This is a genomic window from Amycolatopsis sp. N2S4-7 (assembly GCF_058119595.1).
The window spans coordinates 4,061,070-4,083,460 of sequence record NZ_CP172299.1 but is presented as its reverse complement, the minus strand read 5'-3'; the positions used below and the strand labels follow the sequence as shown (position 1 = coordinate 4,083,460).

Below are 22,391 nucleotides of genomic sequence, written 5' to 3'. Positions count from 1 at the left end.
CCCCCAGATTAGGTGGTTCCGCGGACCAGCCGGGCATAACGCCCTTCGCGCGCCAGCAGCTCTTCGTGCGTCCCCCGTTCGGCGATCCGGCCTTCGTGCAGCACGACGATCTGGTCCGCGTGCTCCACAGTGGACAGCCGGTGCGCGATCGTCAGCGTCGTGCGGCCCGCGGCGAGCCGGTCGAGCTCGGCCTGCACGGAGCGCTCCGTGCGGGTGTCGAGCGCGCTGGTCGCCTCGTCGAGGATGAGCACCGGCGGGTTGCGCAGCAGGATCCGCGCGATCGCGATCCGCTGCTTCTCGCCGCCGGAGAACCGGTAGCCGCGCTGGCCGACGACCGTGTCGTACCCCTCGGGCAGCCCGGCCAGGGTGTCGTGGATGTGCGCGGCCTTCGCGGCGGCCTCGATGTCCTCGTCGGTCGCGTCCGGCTTCGCGAAGCGCAGGTTCTCCCGGACGGTGTCGTGGAACAGGTACGTCTCCTGCGAGACCATCCCGACGCCGGCGGCCAGCGAGGCCAGCGTGACGTCGCGGACGTCGACGCCGTCGATCTTCACCGACCCTGCGCTCACCTCGTACAGCCGCGCGACCAGGTACGCGAGCGTCGTCTTTCCCGAGCCGGTGGAGCCGACGAGCGCCGTCGTGGTCCCGGCCGGGACGTCGAGGTCGATGTCCCGCAGGGTCAGCGGTCCCTCCTCGTCGTAGCGGAACGAGACACCGCGCATCGAGACGTCGCCGCGGCGCACGACCAGGTCGGCCGCGCCGGGCTTGTCGGCGATCTCCACCGGCAGGTCGAGCACCTCGAAGATGCGGCCGAACAGCGCCTTCGACGTCGCCACGTTCTGCCCGATCGTCTGCATCGCGGTCGCCGGCGCGACCAGCCGGTTGAGCATGCTGGTGAACGCGACGACGGTGCCGAGCGAGATCGGCGACGCGCCGCCGGCCAGCGCGAGCCCGGCGATCCAGTAGACCAGCGCGGGGATCACGGTCAGGCTCATCGCCCGCGACGCGACCTGCCAGCGCCCGGCCAGCGCGGCCGCCCGTTCCAGCCCGGCGATCTCCCGCGACTCGGCGCCGAACCGCTCGCGCATCGCCCGCTCGTTGCCCATCGTCTTGGCGAGCAGCACGCCGGTGACCGACAGGGACTCCTCGACCATGGTCGTCAGCCGCGCCATCCGCCGCGTGCGGCCGCGGGCCAGCGTCCGCCGCTTCTTGCCGAGCCGCAGCGTGAACAGCAGGAACAGCGGGACGACGACCAGCGAGAGCGCCGCGAGCTGCCAGTCGAGCAGGATCAGCGCGACGGTGATGGCGATCGTCGTGGTGGCGTTCTGCACGACCGACCCCGCCGTCGTGGTGATGACGTTGTCGACGCCGCCGATGTCGTTGAACACCCGCGAGAGCACTTCGCCGCTCTTCGTCCGGGTGAAGAAGCCGAGCGACATCCGCTGCAGGTGGCCGTAGACGGAGACGCGCAGCTCGTTCATCACCCGCTGCCCGATGGTGTTGGACAGCCCGGTCGTGGCGACGCCGAGGGAGCCGCTGCCGACCGCGCAGGCGATCATCCCCGCGGCCAGCAGGCTGATCAGGAGCGTGTCGCGGTGCGGAAGGGCGTCGTCGAGGATCTCGCGCAGCAGGAACGGCGAGACGACGCCGAGGCCGGCCTGCAGCACGATCAGCGCGAACAGCGCGCCGAGCGGTCCGCGGTGCGCGCGGAACAGGCCGGCGATCCGCCGCAGGGGGACCGGTTCGTCGGCGTCGGCGGCCGGTTCGGTGAGCGACGGCCGGGGTCTGGTCGCGGAAGTCATACACGTATGTTTACCGATTGCCAGTGCGGCCGCCAGTGAATTTCGCCACCTGAAGCCAATTGCCCGGGTTCTCGCGCGTCAAGTAGTACATCTCTGTGTATTGATCGCGTGCGCGACCTTCGCGTACCCGTGAGGTGGGGGACCCGGAGCGACTACCCTCGGAGGGGCCGGCCTCGTCCGGCGCGCCACTCTCGACCCAGCTGGAGCGTGCACACCCGTGTTCGACACCCTGTCCGATCGGCTCACCGCCGCCCTGCAGACGCTCACGCGCAAGGGCAGGCTGTCCGACGCCGACATCGACGCCACCGCGCGCGAGATCCGCATCGCGCTGCTGGAGGCCGACGTCGCCCTCGGCGTGGTCAAGACCTTCATCGCGAGGATCAAGGAGCGGGCGAAGGGCGCCGAGGTCTCCCAGGCGCTCAACCCCGCGCAGCAGGTCGTCAAGATCGTCAACGAGGAGCTCGTCGGGATCCTCGGCGGCGAGACGCGCCGGCTCAACCTGGCCAAGACCCCGCCGACGGTGATCATGCTCGCCGGCCTCCAGGGCGCCGGTAAGACGACCCTCGCCGGCAAGCTCGCGATGTGGCTGAAGAAGCAGGGCCACGCGCCGATGCTGGTCGCCTGCGACCTCCAGCGCCCCAATGCCGTCACGCAGCTGCAGGTCGTCGGCGAGCGCGCCGGCGTCGTCACCTTCGCGCCCGAGCCGGGCAACGGCGTCGGCGACCCGGTCGACGTGGCCCGCCGCGCCATCGCCGAGGCGAAGCACGCGCAGCACGACGTCGTCGTGGTCGACACCGCGGGCCGCCTGGGTGTCGACGAAGAGCTGATGAAGCAGGCCGCCGACATCCGCGACGCGGTCGAGCCGGACGAGGTCCTGTTCGTCGTCGACGCCATGATCGGCCAGGACGCCGTGACCACGGCGCAGGCGTTCCAGGACGGCGTCGGCTTCAGCGGTGTCGTGCTCACCAAGCTCGACGGTGACGCCCGCGGTGGTGCCGCGCTGAGCGTCCGCGAGGTCACTGGCCAGCCGATCCTCTTCGCGTCCAACGGCGAGAAGCTCGAGGACTTCGACACCTTCCACCCGGACCGGATGGCGTCGCGGATCCTCGGCATGGGTGACGTGCTGACCCTGATCGAGCAGGCCGAGCAGGCCTTCGACCAGCAGCAGGCCGAGAAGGCCGCGGAGAAGCTCTCGAGTGGCCAGCTCACCCTGGAGGACTTCCTCGAGCAGATGCTCGCGGTCCGCAAGATGGGCCCGATCGGCAACCTGCTCGGCATGCTCCCGGGCGCCGGCCAGATGAAGGACCAGCTGGCCCAGGTCGACGACAAGCACCTGGACAAGCTGCAGGCGATCATCCGCGGCATGACCCCGGCCGAGCGCGACAACCCGAAGCTGATCAACGGGTCGCGCCGGCTGCGCATCGCCAACGGTTCCGGCGTCACCGTCCGCGAGGTCAACGACCTGGTCAACCGGTTCTTCGAGGCCCGCAAGATGATGGCCCAGATGGCCGGCCGGTTCGGCTTCGGCGGCGGGGGCGGCGGCTCCAAGTCGCGCAAGGGCAAGAAGGGCAAGAAGGGCCGCGGCCCGACGCAGCCCAAGGTCCGCGGCGGCTTCCCCGGCGGCATGCCGATGCTGCCGCCGGGCGGCCAGATGCCGGGCGGCATGCCCGACCTGTCGCAGCTGGGCGGCATGAACGACGTACCGGGCTTCGACCCGTCGAAGTTCAAGCTGCCGAAGAACCCCAAGGACAATTGAGCACGGCGCTGCACGCCGCCGGGGTGGTCCTGCCCGGCGGCGAGCCGGGGGAGCTGTGGATCACCGGCGGCCGGATCTCGTTCGAGCCGGTGCCGGACGCCGAGACGCTGGGCCGGGACGTCTACCTCGTGCCCGGCCTGGTCGACGCGCACTGCCACCCCGGCATCGGTGTCGGCGGCCCGGTCTCGCTGGAAGAGGCGACCGAACAGGCGCTCACCGACCGCGCCGCGGGCACGCTGCTCATCCGCGACTGCGGCCTGCCCATCGACGTCCGGCCCCTGCAGCAGCGGGCCGACCTGCCGACGATCATCCGCGCCGGCCGGCACCTCGCGCTGACCAAGCGGTACATCCCCGGCCTCGGCATCGAGCTGGACGACCCGGCGCAGCTGCCGGACGCGGTCGCGGCGCAGGCCCGGGACGGCGACGGCTGGGTCAAGCTGGTCGGTGACTGGATCGACCGCGGCGTGGGCGACCTCGCGCCGCTTTGGCCCGACGACGTCCTGGCCGAAGCCGTCGAGGTCGCGCACGGCCACGGCGCCCGCGTCACCGCGCATGTGTTCGGCGAAGCCGCCCTGCCCGGGCTGATCGCGTCCGGCATCGACTGCCTCGAGCACGGCACGGGCCTGAGCACCGACCAGCTGGCGGAACTGGCGCGCCACGACGTCGCGCTGGTGCCGACCCTGATCAACATCGAGAACTTCCCGGGCATCGCGGACAAGGCGGGCAAGTACCCCGCCTACGCCGCCCACATGCGCGCGCTGCACGCCGGCGTCGGCGAGATGGTCGCCTCGGCCGTCGAAGCGGGCGTCCGCGTCTTCGCGGGCAGCGACGCCGGCGGGATGGTCGAGCACGGCAGGCTCGTCGACGAGATCGAGGCGCTGCACCGCGCGGGCATGACCCGCGAGCAGGCCCTCGCGAGCGCGTCCTGGGCGGCCCGCGACTGGCTCGGCCACCCCGGCATCGCCGACGGCGCCCCCGCCGACCTGCTCGTCTACGCGAGCGATCCGCGCGAGGACCTCGGCGTCCTCCGGCACCCGGAGCACATCGTGCTCGGCGGCGTCGTGTACGCGTAGACCCCCGCCGATTTCCTTGCGGGGTCGGCACTTTAGCGTTGGGTGCGTGACGGACGACGACGGCGCACGGCGCGTGCTGGGGGCGCACTGGTGTTTCGTGGCGTTCTTCGCGGGGATCGCCGGCTACTACCTCATCAACCTCGTGATCGCCGCGGCGGTCAACCGCAACGTCGGCGAGTTCGACCCCCTCGAGCTGCGCGACATCGGCCCGCTCCTGCTGCTGGCGTTCGTGCCCAACCTCCTGCTCGGCCTCGGTCCGGCGGTCGGTTCGTGGCTCTGGGGCCACGGGCTGCGCGCCGACTTCGGCCTCAAGCCGACCTGGCGCGACGTCCGGATCGGCCTCGCGTGCGGCGTGCTCGCGCTCGTCGTCGGCTACCTGCTCAACCTGATGCTCATCGCCGTCTACGGCGCCGACGACGTCTCGGACAGCCCGCTGACCGACCTCGCCGACACCTTCGACGGCGACACGGTGTGGCTGGTGCTCGCCGCGGTGATCGTCATCGCCGGCGCGCCGATCACCGAGGAACTGCTGGTCCGCGGCACGCTGTGGAACGCGCTCTCGGTCCACCGGATCCCGTCCTGGGTGGTGCTCGTGCTCACCGCGCTGGTGTTCGCGCAGCTGCACGGCGAGCCGACCCGCACGATCGCGCTGTTCGGCCAGGGCATCGCGATCGGGCTGGCCCGGCACCTGTCCGGCCGGGTCAGCGCCGGGGTGATCGCCCACGCGGCCAACAACCTGCCGCCCGCGGTGCTGCTGTTCGTCGCGCATTGAGCGTTGCGAAGATCGATGGACAGTAGTCGGACGGATACTGTGTGATCACCGCGCGGCGGCTAGGCTCGACACAGGAGCCGAGCGACGCGGAGGGCAAGGCGTGACCACTTCCCAGCCCCGGGACCCGGCTCCCGACGCGACACCGTTCCCCGAGCCCGAGGAACCGGCCGCGACCGCCTTCCTGCCGGCCCCGCCGCGGCACCGCTGGGGGTTCGGGGCCTTCCTGCTCGTCGAGGCCGTGCTGCTGGCGTCCGCCGCGTTCGTCTCCGTGCTGGTCGGCGACACCGGTCCCGGCCCGCTGCCGATGCGGGTCGTGCTGCTCGGCACCATGCTGCCGACGATGATCGCGGCCGGCGTCGCCGTGCTGATCACCTGCGTCCGCGGCAACGGGCCTGTCGTGGACCTGCGGATCGAGTGGCGCTGGGCCGACGTGAAGACCGGCTTCCGGTTCGGCTGCGTCGGGCTCGTCTTCACCACGCTCGGCGCCTACCTCTGGACGCAGCTGGTCGGCAACGCCAACGCGACGTCGGCGATCAGCGCGCTGGTCGAAGACCGGAAGATGTCCGTCTCGGCCGCCGTGGTGATGTTCGTCTACCTCTGGCTGCTCGGGCCGATCTGCGAGGAGATCATCTACCGCGGCCTGCTCTGGGGCGCCGCGGAACAGCTGCAGTGGCGCAGCGAGCGCTGGGGCCGCGTGGCGGCGTTCCTGCTGTCGACGGCGGTGTTCGCGGCCAGCCACCTCGAGCCCCTGCGGACGACGTTGCTGCTGGTCATCGCGGTGCCGATCGGCCTGGCCCGGCTGGTCACCGGACGGCTGCCGGGCAGTATCGTCGCGCACCAGGTCAACAACTTCCTCCCGGCGCTCACCATCCTGCTCGGGGCGCTCGGAGTGGCCTCTTTCTGAGCCTCTTTCTGAGCCTCTTTCTGAGCCTCTTTCCGGGCCGCCGACGCCGTCTGGCAGAATGGCACACTGCCTGCTTCCGCCGGACCCTCTCACCGTGCGAAAGCTCCTGACCTTCGGGTGCCCGCGTCCGTGTCCCCACTCGGCCCGCGTGCGCCCAGCCCAGCACCAGAGAGATTCGAGGAGAACCCACACCCGTGGCCGTCAAGATCAAGCTGCAGCGCCTCGGCAAGATCCGTGCGCCGTACTACCGCATCATCGTCGCCGACGCGCGCACCCGCCGGGACGGCAAGGCCATCGAGACGATCGGCAAGTACCACCCGAAGGAAGAGCCGAGCCTGATCGAGGTCGTCTCCGAGCGCGCCCAGTACTGGCTGGGTGTCGGCGCGCAGCCGACCGAGCCGGTCCAGCGCCTGCTGGAGATCACCGGTGACTGGCAGAAGTTCAAGGGCCTGCCGGGCGCCGAGGGCACCCTGAAGGTGGCCGAGCCGAAGCCGTCCAAGCAGGACCTGTTCAACGCGGCGCTGGCCGCGGCCGGCGAGGAGCCCTCCACCGAGGCCACCACGCCGAAGAAGAAGTCCGCCCCGAAGAAGGCCGAGGCCGAGAAGGCGGAGGCCGCTGAGGGCGAGAAGTCCGAGTGAGTTTCCTCGCGGACTCCCTCGAGCACCTGGTGCGCGGGATCGTCGACAACCCGGACGAGGTCCGGGTCGAGCTGCTGACCACGCGTCGTGGCCGCACGCTCGAGGTGCACGTGCACCCCGACGACCTCGGCAAGGTGATCGGCCGGGGTGGTCGCACGGCGACCGCCCTGCGCACCGTCATGGGCGGCATCGGTGGCCGCGGCGTCCGGGTGGACGTCGTCGACACCGACCGCTGAGCCCCGGGTCGGAACGGTCAGGATGGACGTCGTAGTCGGCCGCATCGCGAAAGCGCACGGCATCCGCGGTGAACTCGCGGTGGACGTGCGCACGGACTCGCCGGACGAGCGGTTCAAGATCGGTGCGGCCGTCACGACGAAGCTGCGTGACGGCAGCAAAAGGGAACTCACCATCGCAGCCGCCCGCGAACACAGCGGGCGGCTGCTGGTGCGTTTCGAGGAGGTCCTGACCCGCGACGTCGCCGAGACGCTGCGGGGCGCGCTGCTGCTGGCCGACACGGACACGCTGCCGCCGACCGAGGACCCCGACGAGTTCTACGACCACGAGCTGGCCGGTCTCCGCGCCGAGCTCGCCGACGGCACGGTTGTCGGCAAGGTTGTCGAGATCGTCCATTCGCCCGCGGGCGAGCTCCTGGAGCTCGACGTCGACGGCCGCGAGGTGCTGGTGCCGTTCGTCCGCGCGATCGTCCCGACGGTCGACGTCGACGGCGGCCGGGTCGTGCTCGACCCGCCGGAAGGGCTCCTGGACGCCTGAGAACCTTGTTCAGCCGTCGGCCGGCGCGAGAGTCACCGCAGGCAGGCGAGCTTCGGTTCCGTGGCGCCGACCTAACCAGAATAAGGTTCTGAGATGCGGATCGACGTCGTCACGATCTTCCCCGAATACCTCGACCCGCTGCGCGCCGCGCTGCTGGGCCGGGCGATCGACCGTGGCCTCATCGAGGTCGGCGTGCACGACCTGCGCGAGTGGACCCACGACGTCCACCGCGCGGTCGACGACGCGCCGTACGGCGGCGGTCCCGGCATGGTCATGAAGCCGCAGATCTGGGGCCCGGCCCTGGACGAGGTCTGCGGTCCGGAGACGCGGCTGGTCGTGCCGACGCCGGCCGGGCGGCCGTTCACCCAGGAGCTGGCGCACGCCTACGCGGCGGAGAAGCACCTCGTCTTCGCCTGCGGCCGGTACGAGGGCATCGACCAGCGGGTTGTCGACGACGCCGCGCGCCGGATGCCGGTCGACGAGGTGTCGATCGGCGACTACGTGCTGGTCGGCGGCGAAGCGGCGGTGCTGGTCATCGTCGAGGCCGTCGTCCGGCTGCTGCCCGGGGTGCTCGGCAACGCGCGCTCGGCCGCCGAGGACTCGTTCTCCGACGGCCTGCTCGAAGGGCCCAGCTACACGCGGCCCGAGGTGTGGCGGGACCTGGCCGTGCCGGAGGTGCTCCGGTCCGGCAACCACGCGCTGATCGACCGCTGGCGGCGTGACCAGGCCCTGGAGCGGACGGCCCGCCGCCGCCCCGATCTCCTGGCCCACCTGCCGGAAGGTAGTCTCGACAAGCACGATCTCGGGGTCCTGGAGGGCTTGGACCCCGAGCAGGCCAAGGGGCCGGTTACTTGACCGGTGGCCCGGTCTGTAATACTTGACAGGTTGGCGTGAGTGGACCTCCTCGTCCACGAGCCCGCCATCAGCCCCCCGGGTCGCCCGCAGCGGCACCGTTGCGCGCCCGGGATCTGTACGCAAGCCATACCGAAGACGAGGACGGACCACCGATGAACACCCTGGACGCGCTGGACAAGCAGTCGCTGCGTTCCGACATCCCGGACTTCCGCCCGGGCGACATGCTCAAGGTGCACGTCCGCGTCATCGAGGGCAACCGCGAGCGCAACCAGGTCTTCCAGGGCGTCGTGATCCGCCGTCAGGGCGGCGGCATCCGGGAGACCTTCACCGTTCGCAAGATCTCCTTCGGCGTCGGCGTGGAGCGCACCTTCCCGGTGCACTCGCCGAACATCGCCGAGGTCGAGGTCCACAAGCGCGGTGACGTGCGGCGCGCGAAGCTGTACTACCTGCGTGACCTGCGCGGCAAGAAGGCCAAGATCAAGGAGCGCCGCGAGAACCGCGAGACGGCCTCGGCTAACTGAGTCACCACCCGGTTACCGGTAGCCTGACGACGTGGCCGAACCCGTGTCCCAGAACGCTCCTGAGGATGACCCCGATCGCTCCGAGGAGGACAAGCCGAGGCTGTCCCGCTCCGAGGAGCGCGGGGGATCCCGCCGGCGGCGAGCCAAACCCGCCAAGAAACGGTCGTTCTGGAAGGAACTGCCGATCCTGCTCGTGATCGCCCTGGTGCTCACGATCCTGATCCAGACATTCCTCGCGAAGGTCTTCATGATCCCGTCGGGATCGATGGAGGCCACCCTGCACGGGTGTCCGGGGTGCACCGGCGACCGGATCCTGGTCGACCGGGTCACCTACGACTTCACTGAGCCCTCCCCGGGCGACGTGATCGTGTTCAAGGGTCCGCCGGCGTGGATCAACAACGAGATCGCGCCGCAGGAGTCGAGCAACATCGTCGTCCAGGGCCTGCGCGGTCTCGGCTCGCTGGTCGGGTTCGCCCCGCCGGACGAGCGCGACTTCGTCAAGCGGGTGATCGCCGTCGGCGGTCAGACCGTCCAGTGCTGCGACCCGCAGGGCCGCATGATCGTGGACGGCAAGGCACTCGACGAGCCGTACATCTACTGGGACGACCCCTCGAACCAGCAGCAGAAGACCTTCGAGCCGGTCAAGGTGCCGGCCGGGATGGTCTGGGTGCAGGGCGACAACCGCAACAACTCCGACGACTCCCGGTTCCAGGGCGGCGGCGGCGTGAACGGCGCGGTCCCGGTCGACAACATCATCGGCAAGGCGCGGATCATCGTCCTGCCGCCGAGCCGGTGGGGCGGGATTTCCGACCACAACCCGCAGGAAGCGGCGCAGCCGGTGGCCCTGGGTGCGCCGGCCTGGCAGAGTGGGCTCCCGCTCGGTGCCGGGATCGCGGCGGCCTGGCCGGTGCTGTTCTTCGGGCGCAAGCTCAAGTCCGGACTGCGCCGGGCGGCCGGGCGGAAACCCTAGCCACCCGATCCTTGTCGGCAGACGGGTGATCCAGCCTTGACACTTCCCGTTCCCCTCACCGCGGCCGAGCCGATCCGGCCACCGCGGGCCGTGGTGCGCGGCGACCTCTTCTGGGGTCTGCAGGGCGCCCTCGACCGCCGTGGCCTCGGCCCGGTCGCCGGTGTGGACGAAGCAGGCGCTGGCGCGTGCGCGGGGCCGCTGGTGGTTGCGGCCTGCGTGCTCAAACAGGGCGACGCGGCGAAGCTCACCGAACTGACGGACTCCAAGCTGATGACGGCCAAGGCGCGGGACCGGGTCTACGACCTGGTCCTCGCCCGGGCCGTCGACTACTCGGTGATCGTCATCCCGACCGCCGAGGTCGACCTCTACGGCATCCGGGTGATGAACCTGGAGGGCATGCGCCGCGCGGCGGCCGCGCTCCGCGTGTCCCCGGGCTACATCCTCACCGACGGCTTCCGGGTCCCGGGTCTCACCGCCCCGAACACGGCGGTGATCAAGGGCGACCGCTCGGTGGCCTGCATCGCGGCCGCGTCGGTGCTGGCGAAGGTGACGCGGGACCGCATCATGGCGGGCCACCACGAGGACTTCCCCCACTACGGTTTCGACGTGCACAAGGGTTACAGCACGTCCGACCACCTCGCGGCGCTTCGCGAGCACGGGCCCAGCGACGTCCACCGCTGGTCGTACACGAACGTCGCGACGGTGGCCATCAAGCACGGCCTGCGCCCCGCGCGACCGGTCCTGCTGACCTACGCGGCCCTGGAAAAGGCCATCGAGGGCGGGTCCGCCGCCAGCCTGGCCGCGGTCCTCGACGAAGCACTCGAGCCACAACTCAGCCTGCCGCTGCATGCCCCGGCCGCGGGTGTGGGTCACAATGAACGCTCCGCCGGCGGAGCAGCAGCACGATCCCGAGGAGGGGCGCGGATTTCATGAGCGCAGAGGATCTCGAGAAGTACGAGACCGAGATGGAGCTCTCGCTGTACCGCGAGTACCGCGACATCGTCGGCCAGTTCTCGTACGTGGTGGAGACCGAGCGGCGGTTCTACCTGGCGAACGCGGTCGACGTCCAGGTCCGCGACGGCGGCGGTGAGGTGTACTTCGAGGTCCGCATGTCCGACGCGTGGGTCTGGGACATGTACCGCCCGGCCCGCTTCGTCAAGCACGTCCGGGTCATCACGTTCAAGGACGTCAACGTCGAGGAGCTCGACAAACCCGACCTCCGCCTGCCCGAGGACGGCCCGTTCTCGGGCTGAGTCCCGTCTTCGACAACCCGCGCCGGCTCATCCCTCCCGGATGAGCCGGCGCGGGTCTTTTCGCGGTCTTTTCGCGTGTCGGCCCTTCGGGCTCTCGCCTTAGCACAGCGGGCCGACAATCCGGGGCCTTCGCCGGCGTCCGGTGGAGAAGTTGTCCCCATCCCCCCGGTTGTCCACAGACCGGCGATCCGGGGCTGGTCCGGCCGTCCCGTGCCCTGGCATCGTCGAACGCACACGCACCGTGATCGCCGGGACCGCCCCGGTGACCGGCGCGGACCGACGAGGGGGCGAACACGATGACGGGCACCGACCAGCTCGCCAGACACCGGCGCGAACTGGGTGCCTGGGGCGAGGACCTCGCGCTCCGGTACCTGCGGGACCACGGCCTCGTCCTGCTCTGCCGCAACTGGCGCTGCCGCGAGGGCGAGCTCGACCTCGTCCTCACCGACCGCGCCCGCGTGATCTTCTGCGAGGTCAAGACCCGCTCCGGCACCGAATTCGGGCTCCCGACGGAGACGGTCACGGAGGAGAAGGCGGCCCGGGTCCGCCGCGCCGCCCAGCGCTGGCTCCGCGAGTTCCGCATCGGCTGGTGCCCGGTCCGCTTCGACGTCGTCACGGTCCTCGCCGAACCAGGCACCCGCCCCCGCCTGAACCACATCGAGGCGGCGTTCTGATGCCCATCGCGAAGGCATGGTCAGCGGCCCTTCTGGGCGTCGACGGCCGGGTGATCGAGATCGAGGCCGACCTCGGAGGCGGGCTGAGCCGGGTCACCCTCGTCGGTCTCCCCGACGCCGGGCTGCGGGAGGCGAAGGACCGCGTCCGCTCGGCCATCCGCAACTCCGGGCAGCCCTGGCCCGACGGCAAAGTGACGCTCGGCCTGTCCCCGGCGAACTTGCCGAAGGTCGGTTCGGCTTACGACCTCGGTATCGCAGCGGCCGTGCTCGCGGCCACCGGCGCTGTCCCGGCGACGCGGCTGCTGGGTACCGTGCTGCTGGGCGAACTCGCCCTGGACGGCCGGATCCGCGCGGTTCGCGGTGTCCTCCCGGGCCTGCTGGCGGCGCGCGCCGCCGGCTATGAACGTGCCGTCGTGCCTGCGGACTCCCTCGCCGAGGCCGGGCTGGTCGACGACATCGAAGTCGTGGGTGCCTCTCACCTGCGCGACCTGGCGGCCTGGCTGAAGAGCGAAGTCGAATTGGCGCGTCCGGAGCCTCCCGGCCCCCCAACGCCCCCGGAGGTGCCGGACCTCGCCGACGTCATCGGCCAGCCGGAGGGGCGCTGGGCCCTGGAGGTCGCGGCGGCGGGCGGGCACCACCTCCTGCTCACCGGGCCACCCGGCGTCGGCAAGACGATGCTGGCCAAACGGCTGCCCGGCCTGCTGCCACGGCTGTCGCCCGAGGAGTCCCTGGAAGTCACGGCGGTGCACTCGGTCGACGGCTCGTTGTCGAAGTCCTCGCCCTTGGTCACGGTCCCGCCGTTCGTCGCCCCGCACTATTCGATCTCCCTCGCGGCGCTGATCGGCGGCGGCAGCGGGATCGCGTTGCCCGGCGCGATCAGCCGGGCCCACCGAGGTGTGCTGTTCCTCGACGAAGTCTGCGAATTCGGCGGCCAGTGCCTCGAGTCGTTGCGGACGGTGCTCGAAGAGGGCGAGGTGCGCATCGCCCGGGTCAAGGGGTCGATCACCTATCCGGCACGGTTCCAGCTCGTCCTGGCCACCAACCCGTGCGCCTGCGCACCACCGAAGGACGCGGACTGTGTGTGCTCTCCGCTCGCCCGTCGCCGCTACCTCGGGCGGCTCTCCGGCCCGCTCCTCGATCGCGTCGACCTGAGAGTCCGGCTGCGGCCGCTGAGCGCCCTGAGCGCGCACGACACGGGCACGGCGGAATCGTCGGAAGTAGTCCGGGCGCGGGTGCTCGAGGCTCGCGAACGAGCCACCCACCGATGGCACGAGCACGGCTGGCGCTCGAACTCCGAAGTCCCCGGACCGGCTTTACGTCGCCAGTTCCCCCTGCCTCCGGCCGCGACGATGCTGCTCGACCGCGCGCTGGATCGCGGAGCCCTGAGCGGCCGAGGCGCCGACCGCTGTCTGCGCATCGCCTGGACCCTGGCAGACCTCGACGGCGAATCCAGACCAGGCGCCGAACAGGTCGGCTCGGCACTGGCGTTTCGCGAACGGGTGGCGGCATGAGCGCCACCCGCGTGGACCTGCCTTCGCCAGTCGCGCAGACCCGAAGGCGATTCACCAGCCGCCCGCAGCAGGACCTCCGGAGTTCGTGTCGTATCGCCGCGTCCTGGGCGGCGTCATCGTCCAGGCGTAGGCCCACGAACGCGGCCGAACCATTCCCGTCGGTCTTCCGGAAAGGAGCCACCGCATGACCGCCGATGAGCTCCGGCGGGCTCGCGCCTACCTGCTGCGCGTAGCCGAGCCTCCGACCCCGGCACTCGTCGCCTTCGTAGCCGAGCACGGTCCGGTCGAAGCCGCCGGGCGGGTTCGACGGGGCGACTGTCCGCCCGAGGTGCGCAAGGCCACCGAGGCGCGGCGGGACTACGACCTCGTCGCCCAGGACTTTGCGCGAGCCACCGCGGCGGGCGCCCGGCTGGTCGTGCCGGAGGACGACGAGTGGCCCGCCTGGCCGCTGCTCTCCCTGGACCTCGCCGCCCGGCGTGGGATCTCCGAGGCCGTACCGCCGCTCGCGTTGTGGGTGGCCGGCGAAGCCGCGCTCGGCACCGCCGCCGACCGCGCTGTGGCGGTCGTCGGTGCCCGCGCGGCCACCGAGTACGGCGAACACCATGCAGCCGAGCTGTCGTACGGGCTGGCCACCCGGGGCGTGCCCGTCTTCTCGGGCGCCGCCTACGGCATCGACGGCGCGGCGCACCGCGGCGCGCTCGCCGCCGAAGGGGTCACCGTCGCCGTGCTGGGCTGCGCCGTCGACGCGGGCTACCCGGCGGGCCACGTCGGCCTGCTGAGCCGGATCGTCCGGTCCGGCGGCGCGGTGGCCAGCGAATACCCGCCCGGCACGCCCCCGGCCCGGCACCGCTTCCTGGTCCGCAACCGGCTCATCGCCGCCCTCACCGAGGGCACCCTCGTGGTCGAGGCGGGGCGGCGCAGCGGCGCCCGCAACACCGCGAGCACCGCCGGCGCCCTCGGCAAGGTCGTGATGGCGTTGCCGGGGCCGATCTCGTCCGCGATGTCCGTCGGCTGCCACGACCTGATCCGCGACGCGCGGGCGACGCTGGTCTCGAGCGTCGACGAGGTCCTCGAGACCGTGGGCCGCTTCGGCGCCGCCGAGGGCACCGCCTCGGCCCGGCCGAGACGTCCCACCGACCGGCTGGGCCCCGAGGCATTGCGGGCCTACGAGGCACTGGCCGTGCGCACCGACCGGTCCGACGCCGAGATCGCGGCCGAATCCGGCCTGCCGCTGCGGCGGGTGCGGGCGCTGCTGCCGGAGCTGGAGATCGACGGATTCGCCGTCCGCGCCGAGGCGGGCTGGCGACGACGGAGGGAAAGCGCGTGAACGCCACGGATTCCGGGAGAAATCGTCGATGTGTTCGGCCGGACCGGTGGGCCCGCGTGGCGATCCTTGACCGGCGGCGGTTGTTCGCGCAGCGTGACAACCATGCCGTCACCACGCTCCGGCCGGGCCCGTCGTCCGGACCTGCGCGCCCTTCGGGCCGCGCTGCCCGAGCCGGTCCAGGCCGTCGTCACCGGGTACGAACGGCACCTCGGGCTCGAACGCGGCCTGTCCGCGCACACGGTCCGCGCGTACGTCGGCGACGCGGTGTCGTTGCTCGGGTTCGTCGTGGACGGCGGGGGCGGGCTTGCGGACCTGGACCTCGGCCGGCTGCGGGCGTGGCTCGCCGCCCAGCAGTCCGGCGGGGCGAGCCGGACGACGCTCGCCCGGCGGGCCGCGTCGGCGCGGACGTTCACCGCGTGGGCACACCGCACCGGGGTCCTGGCCACGGACCCGGGTGGCCGGCTCGCCGCACCGCGGGCGCACCGCACCCTGCCGGGGGTGCTGCGCGCCGGGCAGGCGGGGGACGTCATGCGGGCCTCGGCCGCCGGTGCGGCCGAACGTGATCCGGTCGCCCTGCGTGATCGCGCGATCGTCGAGCTGCTCTACGCCACGGGCATCCGCGTGTCCGAGTTGTGCGGGCTGGACGTCGGTGAAGCCGATTTCTCCCGTCGTGTCGTGACGGTCCTCGGCAAGGGCGGGAAGGAACGCGTCGTCCCGTTCGGCGTGCCGGCGGCGGCGGCCCTGACGGACTGGATCGAGGAGGGGCGGCCGAAGATCGTCGCCGAAACCGGTGGTGACAGCGTCGAGCCCGCACTTTTCCTTGGTGTCCGGGGCAAACGCGTCGACCCGCGCGCGGTGCGGCGCGTCGTGCACGACGCCGTCTCGGCGGTGCCCGGAGCAGCCGACATGGGGCCCCACGGCCTGCGCCATTCGGCGGCGACGCATCTGCTCGAAGGGGGTGCCGATCTCAGGAGCGTTCAGGAACTGCTTGGTCACGCTACGCTTGCCACGACGCAGCTCTACACTCATGTGACCGTCGACCGGTTGAAAGCGATCCATGACCGAGCGCACCCCAGGGCCTGAGGCGGCCGGGGGAGTCTCGCCGGGGTCGTCACCAGCGGGCCCGGCGGCGCACGCGCATCCGCACGAGCACGGAGACGACACTGAGCCGCATGCCGAGAACGACTGTGCAATGACCGCAGGACCGCACGTGACCGAAGCCACCGGAGTGACCACTCACGGTGAAGCCGCCGCGCCCGCGGAAGCCCGCGCCGGCTACGACGTCGACGCCGGGATCGCGGCGCTGTGGCGGCAGTTCGCCGACAGCCCCGACCAGGCGTCGCGCGATCGGCTCGTGCTGCACTACGCCCCGCTGGTCAAGTACGTCGCCGGCCGGGTCGGCACCGGCCTGCCCACCCACGTCGACGTGGGTGACCTCGTGCAGTCCGGGATCTTCGGGCTCGTCGACGCGATCGAGAAGTTCGACCCCGAGCGCGGCCTGCGCTTCGAGACGTACGCGATGCAGCGCATCCGCGGCGCGATCCTCGACAACCTGCGTTCGCAGGACTGGGTGCCGCGCGCGGTCCGGAGCAAGGCCAAGGAGGCCGAGCGCGCGATGGAGCGCCTCGGCGCCCGTCTGCACCGCACTCCGACCGACGCCGAGCTCGCTGCCGAACTCGGCATCGGCCTCGACAACCTGCGCGACTTCTACGGGCAGTTGCAGCTCACCAGCGTCGTCGCGCTGGAGGACCTGGTGGCCGCGGGCAAGGACAGCGGCTCCCTGGTCGACACGCTGCCCGACGACGACGCTGTCGACCCCGTCGCGGTGCTCGTCGACCAGGACAACCGCCGCCAGCTCGCCCAGGCCATCGCGCAGCTCACCGAGCGCGACAAGATCGTGGTCAGCCTCTACTACTTCGAGAGCCTGACCCTCGCCGAGATCGGCAAGGTCCTGGGCGTCACCGAGTCGCGGGTCAGCCAGCTGCACACCCGGGCGGTCATGCGCCTGCGCGCCAAGCTGGTCGAGCAGACCGGCACCTGATCAGGCACCACCTCCCCACGGCTTGAGCCGGTACTCGCCCACCTCACCGATCAGGGCCAAGGGGTCGACGTACTCGTCGCCGCGCCGGACGCCCCAGTGCAGGCAGGCCGCCACCGGGCAACCGGGGTGCCCGGCGAGGACGGTGCCGAGCACCTGGCCCCGGTAGACCTGCTCACCGACGGCCACCTTCGGCGCGACCGGCTCGTAGGTGGTCCGCAGGCCGCCATCGTGGTCGACGGAGAGCACGGGCCGCCCGCCCACGAGCCCGGCGAACACGACGACCCCCGCATCGGCGGCGAGCACCTCCTGCCCGGGCACGGCGGCCAGATCGACCCCGCGATGCCCGGCGCCGTAGGGCGTTTCGGGGGCGTCGAAGTATCGGGTCACCACCGGAACGGGTGAAAGTGGCCAGGACAGCCGCGACTGGCGGAGGGTTCGAGGAGCCTGAGCAGCTGGGCTGCCGCCCATCCCCGTGGGTGGTGCCGGGCCGCTCGACCACGGCTCGGCCGCGCTCACCTCACCCGTCCGGGCGGCAGTCGTCCCCAGGCCCACCGCGGAGGCCGGCACCTCCGCCGCAACCGGCCGCGCGGCCGGCGCCGGAAGCCGGGATCCCTCGGCCCCATCCGCCCCTCCGCACTCTCCGAATGGCACCATGACCAGGGCCGACAGGGTCACGAACCACCCCGCCGCCCAGCTCCGGAAACGACTGATCGACTCCACCTCTCCAGCCTGCGGCACCCCGCGGCCCCGTGGGGGCTTGCCGGTGAATCTGTGGACAACCGGAGGCGATGTGGACAACTCGGCCGCCGGTGGGGGAGGGGCTGGTGGCAGGGAGTAGAATCTTTTCCGCGGTCCGCGTCAGCGGGCTGACTTCGCGTGCACGTGCGCGTTCCCCGGCTGTGAACACCGGCCGGGCGGGTCGCACGGTGTCCGGCGGTCCCTGGGGTCTCACGCCGCAGGGTCCGGACACCGCCACGGGCACCAGGGCGAGCGGCCACCCGGCCGCGAGCGACAAAACCGAGCAGCGCGTCAGCGGCGAACCACCGCGGGCGCGCACGACACAGAAGAGGTGTGATTCCGGCAATGGCCGTCGTCACCATGAAGCAGCTGCTCGACAGCGGCGTGCACTTCGGGCACCAGACCCGCCGCTGGAACCCGAAGATGAAGCGCTACATCTTCACCGAGCGCAACGGCATCTACATCATCGACCTGCAGCAGACGCTGACCTACATCGACCGTGCGTACGAGTTCATCAAGGAAACCGTCGCGCACGGTGGCACGATCATGTTCGTCGGTACCAAGAAGCAGGCTCAGGAAGCCATCGCGGCCGAAGCCTCGCGCGTGGGCATGCCCTACGTGAACCAGCGCTGGCTCGGCGGCATGCTGACCAACTTCCAGACCGTGCACAAGCGCCTCCTCCGCCTGAAGGAGCTCGAGTCGCGGGAGCAGACCGGCGGCTTCGAGGGCCTCACCAAGCGCGAGATCCTGACGCTGACCCGCGAGAAGGACAAGCTCGAGAAGACCCTCGGCGGTATCCGCGACATGGCCAAGGTGCCGAGCATCGTGTGGATCGTCGACACCAAGAAGGAGCACATCGCCGTCGGCGAGGCTCGGAAGCTGAACATCCCGGTCGTCGCGATCCTGGACACCAACTGCGACCCGGACGAGGTCGACTACCCGATCCCGGGCAACGACGACGCGATCCGCTCCGCCGCGCTGCTGACCAAGGTCGTCGCCGAGGCCGCGGCCGCCGGTCTGATGGCCCGCTCCAGCCGCAACGGTGCTTCGGCCGACACGAAGCCGGAGCCGGGCGTCGCCGCGGACGAGCCGCTGGCCGAGTGGGAGAAGGAGCTGCTCGCCGGCTCCGAGACCGCCGCCGCCGACGCGACCGAAGCCGCCGCTGCCGTCGAGGCGGCCCCGGCCGAGGCCGCCACCGAGCAGGCGACCGCCTCCTCCTGATGCTCCACCGCCCGTGCGGCCGACCCACCGTGGCCGGCCGCACGGGTGCAGCACCAGCCAAAAACTTACGTACCTGAAATGGACGGATCCACCACAATGGCGAACTACACCGCCGCTGACGTGAAGCGCCTGCGCGAGATGACCGGCGCCGGCATGATGGACTGCAAGAAGGCGCTCGAGGAGAACGACGGCGACTTCGAGAAGGCCGTCGAGTTCCTCCGCATCAAGGGCGCCAAGGACGTCGGCAAGCGCGCCGAGCGCGCCACCGCCGAGGGCCTGGTCACCGGCGAAGGCGGTGTCCTGATCGAGCTCGACTCCGAGACCGACTTCGTCGCGAAGAACGCGGACTTCCAGGAGCTCGCCGCGAAGATCGTCGAGGTCGCGAAGACCGTCAAGACGAACGACGTCGAGGCGCTCAAGGCCGCCGAGCTCGACGGCAAGACCGTCAACGAGGTCGTCCAGGAGCTGTCGGCCCGCATCGGCGAGAAGCTCGAGCTGCGCCGCGTCGTGGCCTTCGAGGGCCAGACCGCGACCTACCTGCACCGCCGCGGCTCCGACCTGCCGCCGGCCGTCGGTGTGCTCGTCGAGTTCACCGGTGACGACGTCGACGCCGCCCGCGGTGCCGCCATGCAGGTCGCCGCGCTGCGCGCGAAGTACCTGACCCGCGAGGAGGTGCCGGCCGAGATCGTCGAGAACGAGCGCCGCATCGCCGAGCAGACCGCCCGCGAGGAAGGCAAGCCGGAGCAGGCTCTGCCGAAGATCATCGAGGGCAAGGTCAACGCCTACTACAAGGACAACGTCCTGCTCGAGCAGCCGTCCGTCAAGGACAACAAGAAGACCGTCAAGGCTCTGCTCGACGCGGCCGGCGTCACGCTGACCAAGTTCGCCCGTTTCGAGGTCGGCCAGGCCTGAGGCCAGGTCCGGGCGTAGGTTTCACCCAGTGCCCCGTCTCCGTCCATCGGGGACGGGGCACTGTCGAATCTAAAAGAACAATTGCACGGTCGAGGGGCGTAGGAGGCGACATAGATGGGTGACCGGGTCGAGGGTGGCTACCGGCGGGTGCTGCTGAAACTGGGCGGCGAAATGTTCGGCGGTGGTTCGATCGGCGTCGATCCGGATGTCGTCCACTCGGTCGCGCAGCAGATCGCCGACGTCGCGCGCACCGGAGTCCAGGTCGCGGTCGTGATCGGCGGCGGCAACTACTTCCGCGGCGCGGAGCTGTCGCAGCGCGGCATGGACCGCGACCGCGCCGACTACATGGCGATGCTGGGTACCGTGATGAACTGCCTGGCGCTGCAGGACTTCCTGGAGAAGGAGGGCCTGCCCACCCGCGTGCAGACCGCCATCACGATGGGCCAGGTCGCCGAGCCCTACATCCCGCGCCGCGCCGAGCGGCACCTGGAAAAGGGCCGCGTCGTGATCTTCGGCGCCGGGGTCGGCATGCCGTACTTCTCCACCGACACCGCGGCCGCGCAGCGGGCGCTCGAGCTGGGCTGCGAAGCCGTGCTCATGGCGAAGGCCGTCGACGGCGTCTACACCGCGGACCCGAAGGCCGACCCCACCGCCGAGATGTTCCGCGAGATCACCCACCGCGAGGTGCTGGAGCGCGACCTCAAGGTCGCCGACGCGACGGCGTTCAGCCTCTGCATGGACAACAACATGCCGATCATCGTGTTCAACCTGCTCACCGAGGGGAACATCGCCCGCGCGGTGAGTGGTGAAAGAATCGGCACGTTGGTCAGCACCCCCGCCGACGGGGTACCGGCCTAGACCTGCTGGGATCAGCAAGCGCCACACCATCACAACACCGGGAGTAGCCGTGATCGACGAGACCCTCCTCGACGCCGAGGAGAAGATGGAAAAAGCGGTGGCCGTCGCCAAGGACGACCTGACCTCGGTGCGCACCGGCCGGGCGACTTCGTCGATGTTCTCGCGCATCGTGGTCGAGTACTACGGTGCGCCGACCCCGCTGAACCAGCTGGCCAGCGTGAACGTGCCGGAAGCCCGGATGGCGCTGATCAAGCCCTACGACCAGACCCAGCTCGGTGCCATCGAGAAGGCCATCCGCGAGTCCGACCTCGGGGTCAACCCGAGCAACGACGGCCAGGTCATCCGGATCGTCATCCCGCAGCTCACCGAAGAGCGGCGCAAGGAGATGGTCAAGGTCGCCAAGAGCAAGGGCGAGGACGCGCGGGTGACCATCCGCAGCATCCGCCGCAAGGCCAAGGAAGAGCTCGACCGCATCGGCAAGGACGGCGAAGCGGGCGAGGACGAGGTCGTGCGCGCGGAGAAGGAACTGCAGAACCTCACGGACACGTACTCGCACAAGGTCGACGAGCTGGTCAAGCACAAGGAAGCCGAGCTGCTCGAGGTCTGATGGCACAGGTGAGCGAGGAACGCGAGGACCGGGTGGACGCCACCGGAGAGCAACCGGCCGACGCCGGGGCTCCGGCGACCTCGGAAACGGGCCGGGCGGCGGAGACGCCGACCGGCCCGCTGGCTGCGGGAACCGGTGAAGCGAGCCGGTTGTCGGCCGCCGGAACCGCCGCGGCCGAGACGCCGACCTCGGAAACCGGTGAGACGAGCCGGTTGTCGGCCGCTGGAACCACCGCGGCCGAGACGCCGACCCGGGAACCCGCGACTCCCGAGACCGCCACCCCGGAGGCCAAGAAGGCCTCCAAGGCCGGCCGCAACCTGCCCGCCGCCATCGGGGTTGCCCTGCTGCTCGGCGCCGCGATCATCGTTTCCCTGCTCACCGTGCGCTTCCTGTTCATCGGGATCATCGCGGTCGCGATCGCGGTCGGCACCTTCGAGTTCGCCGGGGTGCTGCGCCGGGTCGCCGACACGCGGGTCGCGATGATCCCGGTGCTCGTCGGCGGGCAGGCGATGATCTGGCTCGCCTGGCCGTTCGGCCGGGAAGGCGCGCTCACCGCGTTCGTCCTCACCGTCCTCGCCTGCCTGCTGTGGCGGCTGCCCGGCGGCGCGAAGGGCTACCTGCGCGACATCAGCGCGTCGGTGTTCGCCGCCGCCTACCTGCCGCTGTTCGGCGCCTTCGCGGCGATGCTCGTGCCGCCGTCGGACGGCGTCGGGCGCGTCCTCACCTTCCTGATCGGCGTCGTCGCCTCCGACACCGGCGGGTACATCGCCGGCGTGCTCGGCGGCAAGCACCCGATGGCGCCCACCATCAGCCCGAAGAAGACCTGGGAAGGCTTCGGGGGTTCGCTGGTCGGTGGCGTCGTCGCCGGGGCGCTGACGCTGAGCCTGCTGCTCGACGGCCACGTCTGGCAGGGCGTCATCTTCGGCGTCGCGATCGTCCTGACCGCGACCCTGGGCGACCTCGTCGAGTCGCTGATCAAGCGCGACCTCGGCGTCAAGGACATGGGCACGCTCCTGCCCGGGCACGGCGGGATCATGGACCGCCTCGACTCGCTGCTGCCCTCGGCCGTGGTGTCCTGGCTGCTGCTCTCGGCGTTCGTGCCCGTCGGCTGACCTGCGGTGGGAGCCCTCGCCTACCAGCGGTAGGCAACGGTTCGTGGACCGCCGAAGCGTCCGTGGGTTTCACTCGGG

24 protein-coding genes are annotated in these 22,391 nt (G+C 71.1%); 22 read left to right on the top strand and 2 right to left on the bottom strand.

Features of this window, described 5'->3' with window-relative positions; all coding sequences use genetic code 11:
* Positions 1-8 precede the first annotated feature (8 nt).
* Positions 9-1,799, bottom strand: coding sequence for an ABC transporter ATP-binding protein (locus ACH54P_RS19085; RefSeq protein ID WP_489914561.1), 1,791 nt, complete (start codon positions 1,797-1,799; stop codon positions 9-11).
* Positions 1,800-2,016: 217 nt separating this feature from the next.
* Here ACH54P_RS19085 and ffh point away from each other — a divergent pair, with 217 nt between their 5' ends.
* The 17 genes from ffh (at position 2,017) to ACH54P_RS19000 (ending at position 16,865) form a co-directional block, all read left to right on the top strand.
* The gene (ffh, locus tag ACH54P_RS19080; protein WP_489914559.1) at positions 2,017-3,555 is read left to right on the top strand and encodes a signal recognition particle protein; all 1,539 of its coding nucleotides are present in this window, start codon (positions 2,017-2,019) and stop codon (positions 3,553-3,555) included.
* The gene (locus tag ACH54P_RS19075; protein WP_489914557.1) at positions 3,552-4,628 is read left to right on the top strand and encodes an amidohydrolase family protein; all 1,077 of its coding nucleotides are present in this window, start codon (positions 3,552-3,554) and stop codon (positions 4,626-4,628) included. The genes ffh and ACH54P_RS19075 overlap by 4 nt, the downstream gene beginning before the upstream one ends.
* Positions 4,629-4,674: 46 nt before the next feature.
* The gene (locus ACH54P_RS19070) at positions 4,675-5,400 is read left to right on the top strand and encodes a CPBP family intramembrane glutamic endopeptidase (RefSeq protein WP_489914555.1); all 726 of its coding nucleotides are present in this window, start codon (positions 4,675-4,677) and stop codon (positions 5,398-5,400) included.
* A 100-nt stretch (positions 5,401-5,500) separates the two neighbouring features.
* Positions 5,501-6,304 carry a CPBP family intramembrane glutamic endopeptidase gene (locus ACH54P_RS19065; protein ID WP_489914553.1) on the top strand — a complete coding sequence of 268 codons (804 nt, stop codon included), beginning with the start codon at positions 5,501-5,503 and terminating at the stop codon, positions 6,302-6,304.
* A gap of 194 nt (positions 6,305-6,498) precedes the next feature.
* A complete protein-coding gene (rpsP, locus tag ACH54P_RS19060; RefSeq protein WP_043780385.1) occupies positions 6,499-6,942 on the top strand; it encodes a 30S ribosomal protein S16 in 444 nt (147 codons plus the stop codon).
* Positions 6,939-7,178: an RNA-binding protein gene (locus ACH54P_RS19055; protein ID WP_003103110.1), complete on the top strand. Its 240-nt coding sequence runs from the start codon at positions 6,939-6,941 to the stop codon at positions 7,176-7,178. Before rpsP ends, ACH54P_RS19055 begins: the two co-directional genes overlap by 4 nt.
* A 22-nt stretch (positions 7,179-7,200) precedes the next feature.
* A complete protein-coding gene (rimM, locus tag ACH54P_RS19050) occupies positions 7,201-7,713 on the top strand; it encodes a ribosome maturation factor RimM (RefSeq protein WP_489914550.1) in 513 nt (170 codons plus the stop codon).
* 93 nt (positions 7,714-7,806) lie between these two features.
* On the top strand, positions 7,807-8,568 hold the full coding sequence (gene trmD / locus ACH54P_RS19045; RefSeq protein WP_489914548.1) for a tRNA (guanosine(37)-N1)-methyltransferase TrmD: 762 nt from the start codon (positions 7,807-7,809) through the stop codon (positions 8,566-8,568).
* A gap of 152 nt (positions 8,569-8,720) precedes the next feature.
* Complete coding sequence (rplS, locus tag ACH54P_RS19040) at positions 8,721-9,089, top strand: 50S ribosomal protein L19 (protein ID WP_489914546.1); 369 nt, start codon at positions 8,721-8,723, stop codon at positions 9,087-9,089.
* Positions 9,090-9,120: 31 nt separating this feature from the next.
* Positions 9,121-10,059 (top strand): signal peptidase I, encoded by a 939-nt coding sequence (lepB, locus tag ACH54P_RS19035; protein WP_489914544.1) that lies wholly within the window; start codon positions 9,121-9,123, stop codon positions 10,057-10,059.
* Positions 10,060-10,149: 90 nt separating this feature from the next.
* Positions 10,150-10,992, top strand: a complete 843-nt coding sequence (locus tag ACH54P_RS19030; RefSeq protein ID WP_489916513.1) for a ribonuclease HII — start codon at positions 10,150-10,152, stop codon at positions 10,990-10,992.
* Complete coding sequence (locus ACH54P_RS19025) at positions 10,989-11,312, top strand: DUF2469 domain-containing protein (protein WP_003096226.1); 324 nt, start codon at positions 10,989-10,991, stop codon at positions 11,310-11,312. The genes ACH54P_RS19030 and ACH54P_RS19025 overlap by 4 nt, the downstream gene beginning before the upstream one ends.
* Before the next feature lie 296 nt (positions 11,313-11,608).
* Positions 11,609-11,986, top strand: a complete 378-nt coding sequence (locus ACH54P_RS19020) for a YraN family protein (protein ID WP_489914541.1) — start codon at positions 11,609-11,611, stop codon at positions 11,984-11,986.
* The gene (locus tag ACH54P_RS19015) at positions 11,986-13,497 is read left to right on the top strand and encodes a YifB family Mg chelatase-like AAA ATPase (RefSeq protein ID WP_489914539.1); all 1,512 of its coding nucleotides are present in this window, start codon (positions 11,986-11,988) and stop codon (positions 13,495-13,497) included. Before ACH54P_RS19020 ends, ACH54P_RS19015 begins: the two co-directional genes overlap by 1 nt.
* 184 nt (positions 13,498-13,681) lie before the next feature.
* Positions 13,682-14,824 carry a DNA-processing protein DprA gene (gene dprA / locus ACH54P_RS19010; protein WP_489914537.1) on the top strand — a complete coding sequence of 381 codons (1,143 nt, stop codon included), beginning with the start codon at positions 13,682-13,684 and terminating at the stop codon, positions 14,822-14,824.
* A 102-nt stretch (positions 14,825-14,926) separates the two neighbouring features.
* Positions 14,927-15,907, top strand: a complete 981-nt coding sequence (locus tag ACH54P_RS19005) for a tyrosine recombinase XerC (RefSeq protein WP_489914535.1) — start codon at positions 14,927-14,929, stop codon at positions 15,905-15,907.
* A gap of 109 nt (positions 15,908-16,016) precedes the next feature.
* Entirely contained in the window at positions 16,017-16,865 is an 849-nt protein-coding gene (locus tag ACH54P_RS19000; RefSeq protein ID WP_489914533.1) for a FliA/WhiG family RNA polymerase sigma factor, read from the top strand.
* Here the strand turns inward: ACH54P_RS19000 and ACH54P_RS18995 are convergent, their stop codons facing one another.
* A complete protein-coding gene (locus ACH54P_RS18995) occupies positions 16,866-17,333 on the bottom strand; it encodes a M23 family metallopeptidase (RefSeq protein ID WP_489916511.1) in 468 nt (155 codons plus the stop codon).
* 615 nt (positions 17,334-17,948) lie between these two features.
* On the opposite strand from ACH54P_RS18995, the gene rpsB reads away from it, so the two are divergent.
* The 5 genes from rpsB to ACH54P_RS18970 all read left to right on the top strand — a co-directional run bounded on the left by rpsB (position 17,949) and on the right by ACH54P_RS18970 (position 22,313).
* Entirely contained in the window at positions 17,949-18,824 is an 876-nt protein-coding gene (gene rpsB, locus ACH54P_RS18990) for a 30S ribosomal protein S2 (RefSeq protein ID WP_364274107.1), read from the top strand.
* Between the two features lie 96 nt (positions 18,825-18,920).
* Positions 18,921-19,736, top strand: a complete 816-nt coding sequence (gene tsf / locus ACH54P_RS18985; RefSeq protein ID WP_489916509.1) for a translation elongation factor Ts — start codon at positions 18,921-18,923, stop codon at positions 19,734-19,736.
* Positions 19,737-19,850: 114 nt separating this feature from the next.
* Entirely contained in the window at positions 19,851-20,594 is a 744-nt protein-coding gene (pyrH, locus tag ACH54P_RS18980) for a UMP kinase (protein ID WP_003065595.1), read from the top strand.
* A gap of 49 nt (positions 20,595-20,643) precedes the next feature.
* Positions 20,644-21,201, top strand: coding sequence for a ribosome recycling factor (gene frr / locus ACH54P_RS18975; protein WP_364570223.1), 558 nt, complete (start codon positions 20,644-20,646; stop codon positions 21,199-21,201).
* The gene (locus tag ACH54P_RS18970) at positions 21,201-22,313 is read left to right on the top strand and encodes a phosphatidate cytidylyltransferase (protein WP_489914530.1); all 1,113 of its coding nucleotides are present in this window, start codon (positions 21,201-21,203) and stop codon (positions 22,311-22,313) included. The genes frr and ACH54P_RS18970 overlap by 1 nt, the downstream gene beginning before the upstream one ends.
* Positions 22,314-22,391 lie beyond the last annotated feature (78 nt).

What these genes read in the sequence shown, in the direction of transcription:
- ACH54P_RS19085 (WP_489914561.1), bottom strand. Translation starts at nt 1,799, where the DNA reads ATGACTTCCGCGACCAGACCCCGGCCGTCGCTCACCGAACCGGCCGCC.
- rimM (WP_489914550.1), top strand. Translation starts at nt 7,201, where the DNA reads ATGGACGTCGTAGTCGGCCGCATCGCGAAAGCGCACGGCATCCGCGGT.
- trmD (WP_489914548.1), top strand. Translation starts at nt 7,807, where the DNA reads ATGCGGATCGACGTCGTCACGATCTTCCCCGAATACCTCGACCCGCTG.
- rplS (WP_489914546.1), top strand. Translation starts at nt 8,721, where the DNA reads ATGAACACCCTGGACGCGCTGGACAAGCAGTCGCTGCGTTCCGACATC.
- ACH54P_RS19025 (WP_003096226.1), top strand. Translation starts at nt 10,989, where the DNA reads ATGAGCGCAGAGGATCTCGAGAAGTACGAGACCGAGATGGAGCTCTCG.
- ACH54P_RS19020 (WP_489914541.1), top strand. Translation starts at nt 11,609, where the DNA reads ATGACGGGCACCGACCAGCTCGCCAGACACCGGCGCGAACTGGGTGCC.
- ACH54P_RS19015 (WP_489914539.1), top strand. Translation starts at nt 11,986, where the DNA reads ATGCCCATCGCGAAGGCATGGTCAGCGGCCCTTCTGGGCGTCGACGGC.
- dprA (WP_489914537.1), top strand. Translation starts at nt 13,682, where the DNA reads ATGACCGCCGATGAGCTCCGGCGGGCTCGCGCCTACCTGCTGCGCGTA.
- ACH54P_RS19005 (WP_489914535.1), top strand. Translation starts at nt 14,927, where the DNA reads ATGCCGTCACCACGCTCCGGCCGGGCCCGTCGTCCGGACCTGCGCGCC.
- ACH54P_RS19000 (WP_489914533.1), top strand. Translation starts at nt 16,017, where the DNA reads ATGACCGCAGGACCGCACGTGACCGAAGCCACCGGAGTGACCACTCAC.
- ACH54P_RS18995 (WP_489916511.1), bottom strand. Translation starts at nt 17,333, where the DNA reads ATGGGCGGCAGCCCAGCTGCTCAGGCTCCTCGAACCCTCCGCCAGTCG.
- rpsB (WP_364274107.1), top strand. Translation starts at nt 17,949, where the DNA reads ATGGCCGTCGTCACCATGAAGCAGCTGCTCGACAGCGGCGTGCACTTC.
- tsf (WP_489916509.1), top strand. Translation starts at nt 18,921, where the DNA reads ATGGCGAACTACACCGCCGCTGACGTGAAGCGCCTGCGCGAGATGACC.
- pyrH (WP_003065595.1), top strand. Translation starts at nt 19,851, where the DNA reads ATGGGTGACCGGGTCGAGGGTGGCTACCGGCGGGTGCTGCTGAAACTG.
- ACH54P_RS18970 (WP_489914530.1), top strand. Translation starts at nt 21,201, where the DNA reads ATGGCACAGGTGAGCGAGGAACGCGAGGACCGGGTGGACGCCACCGGA.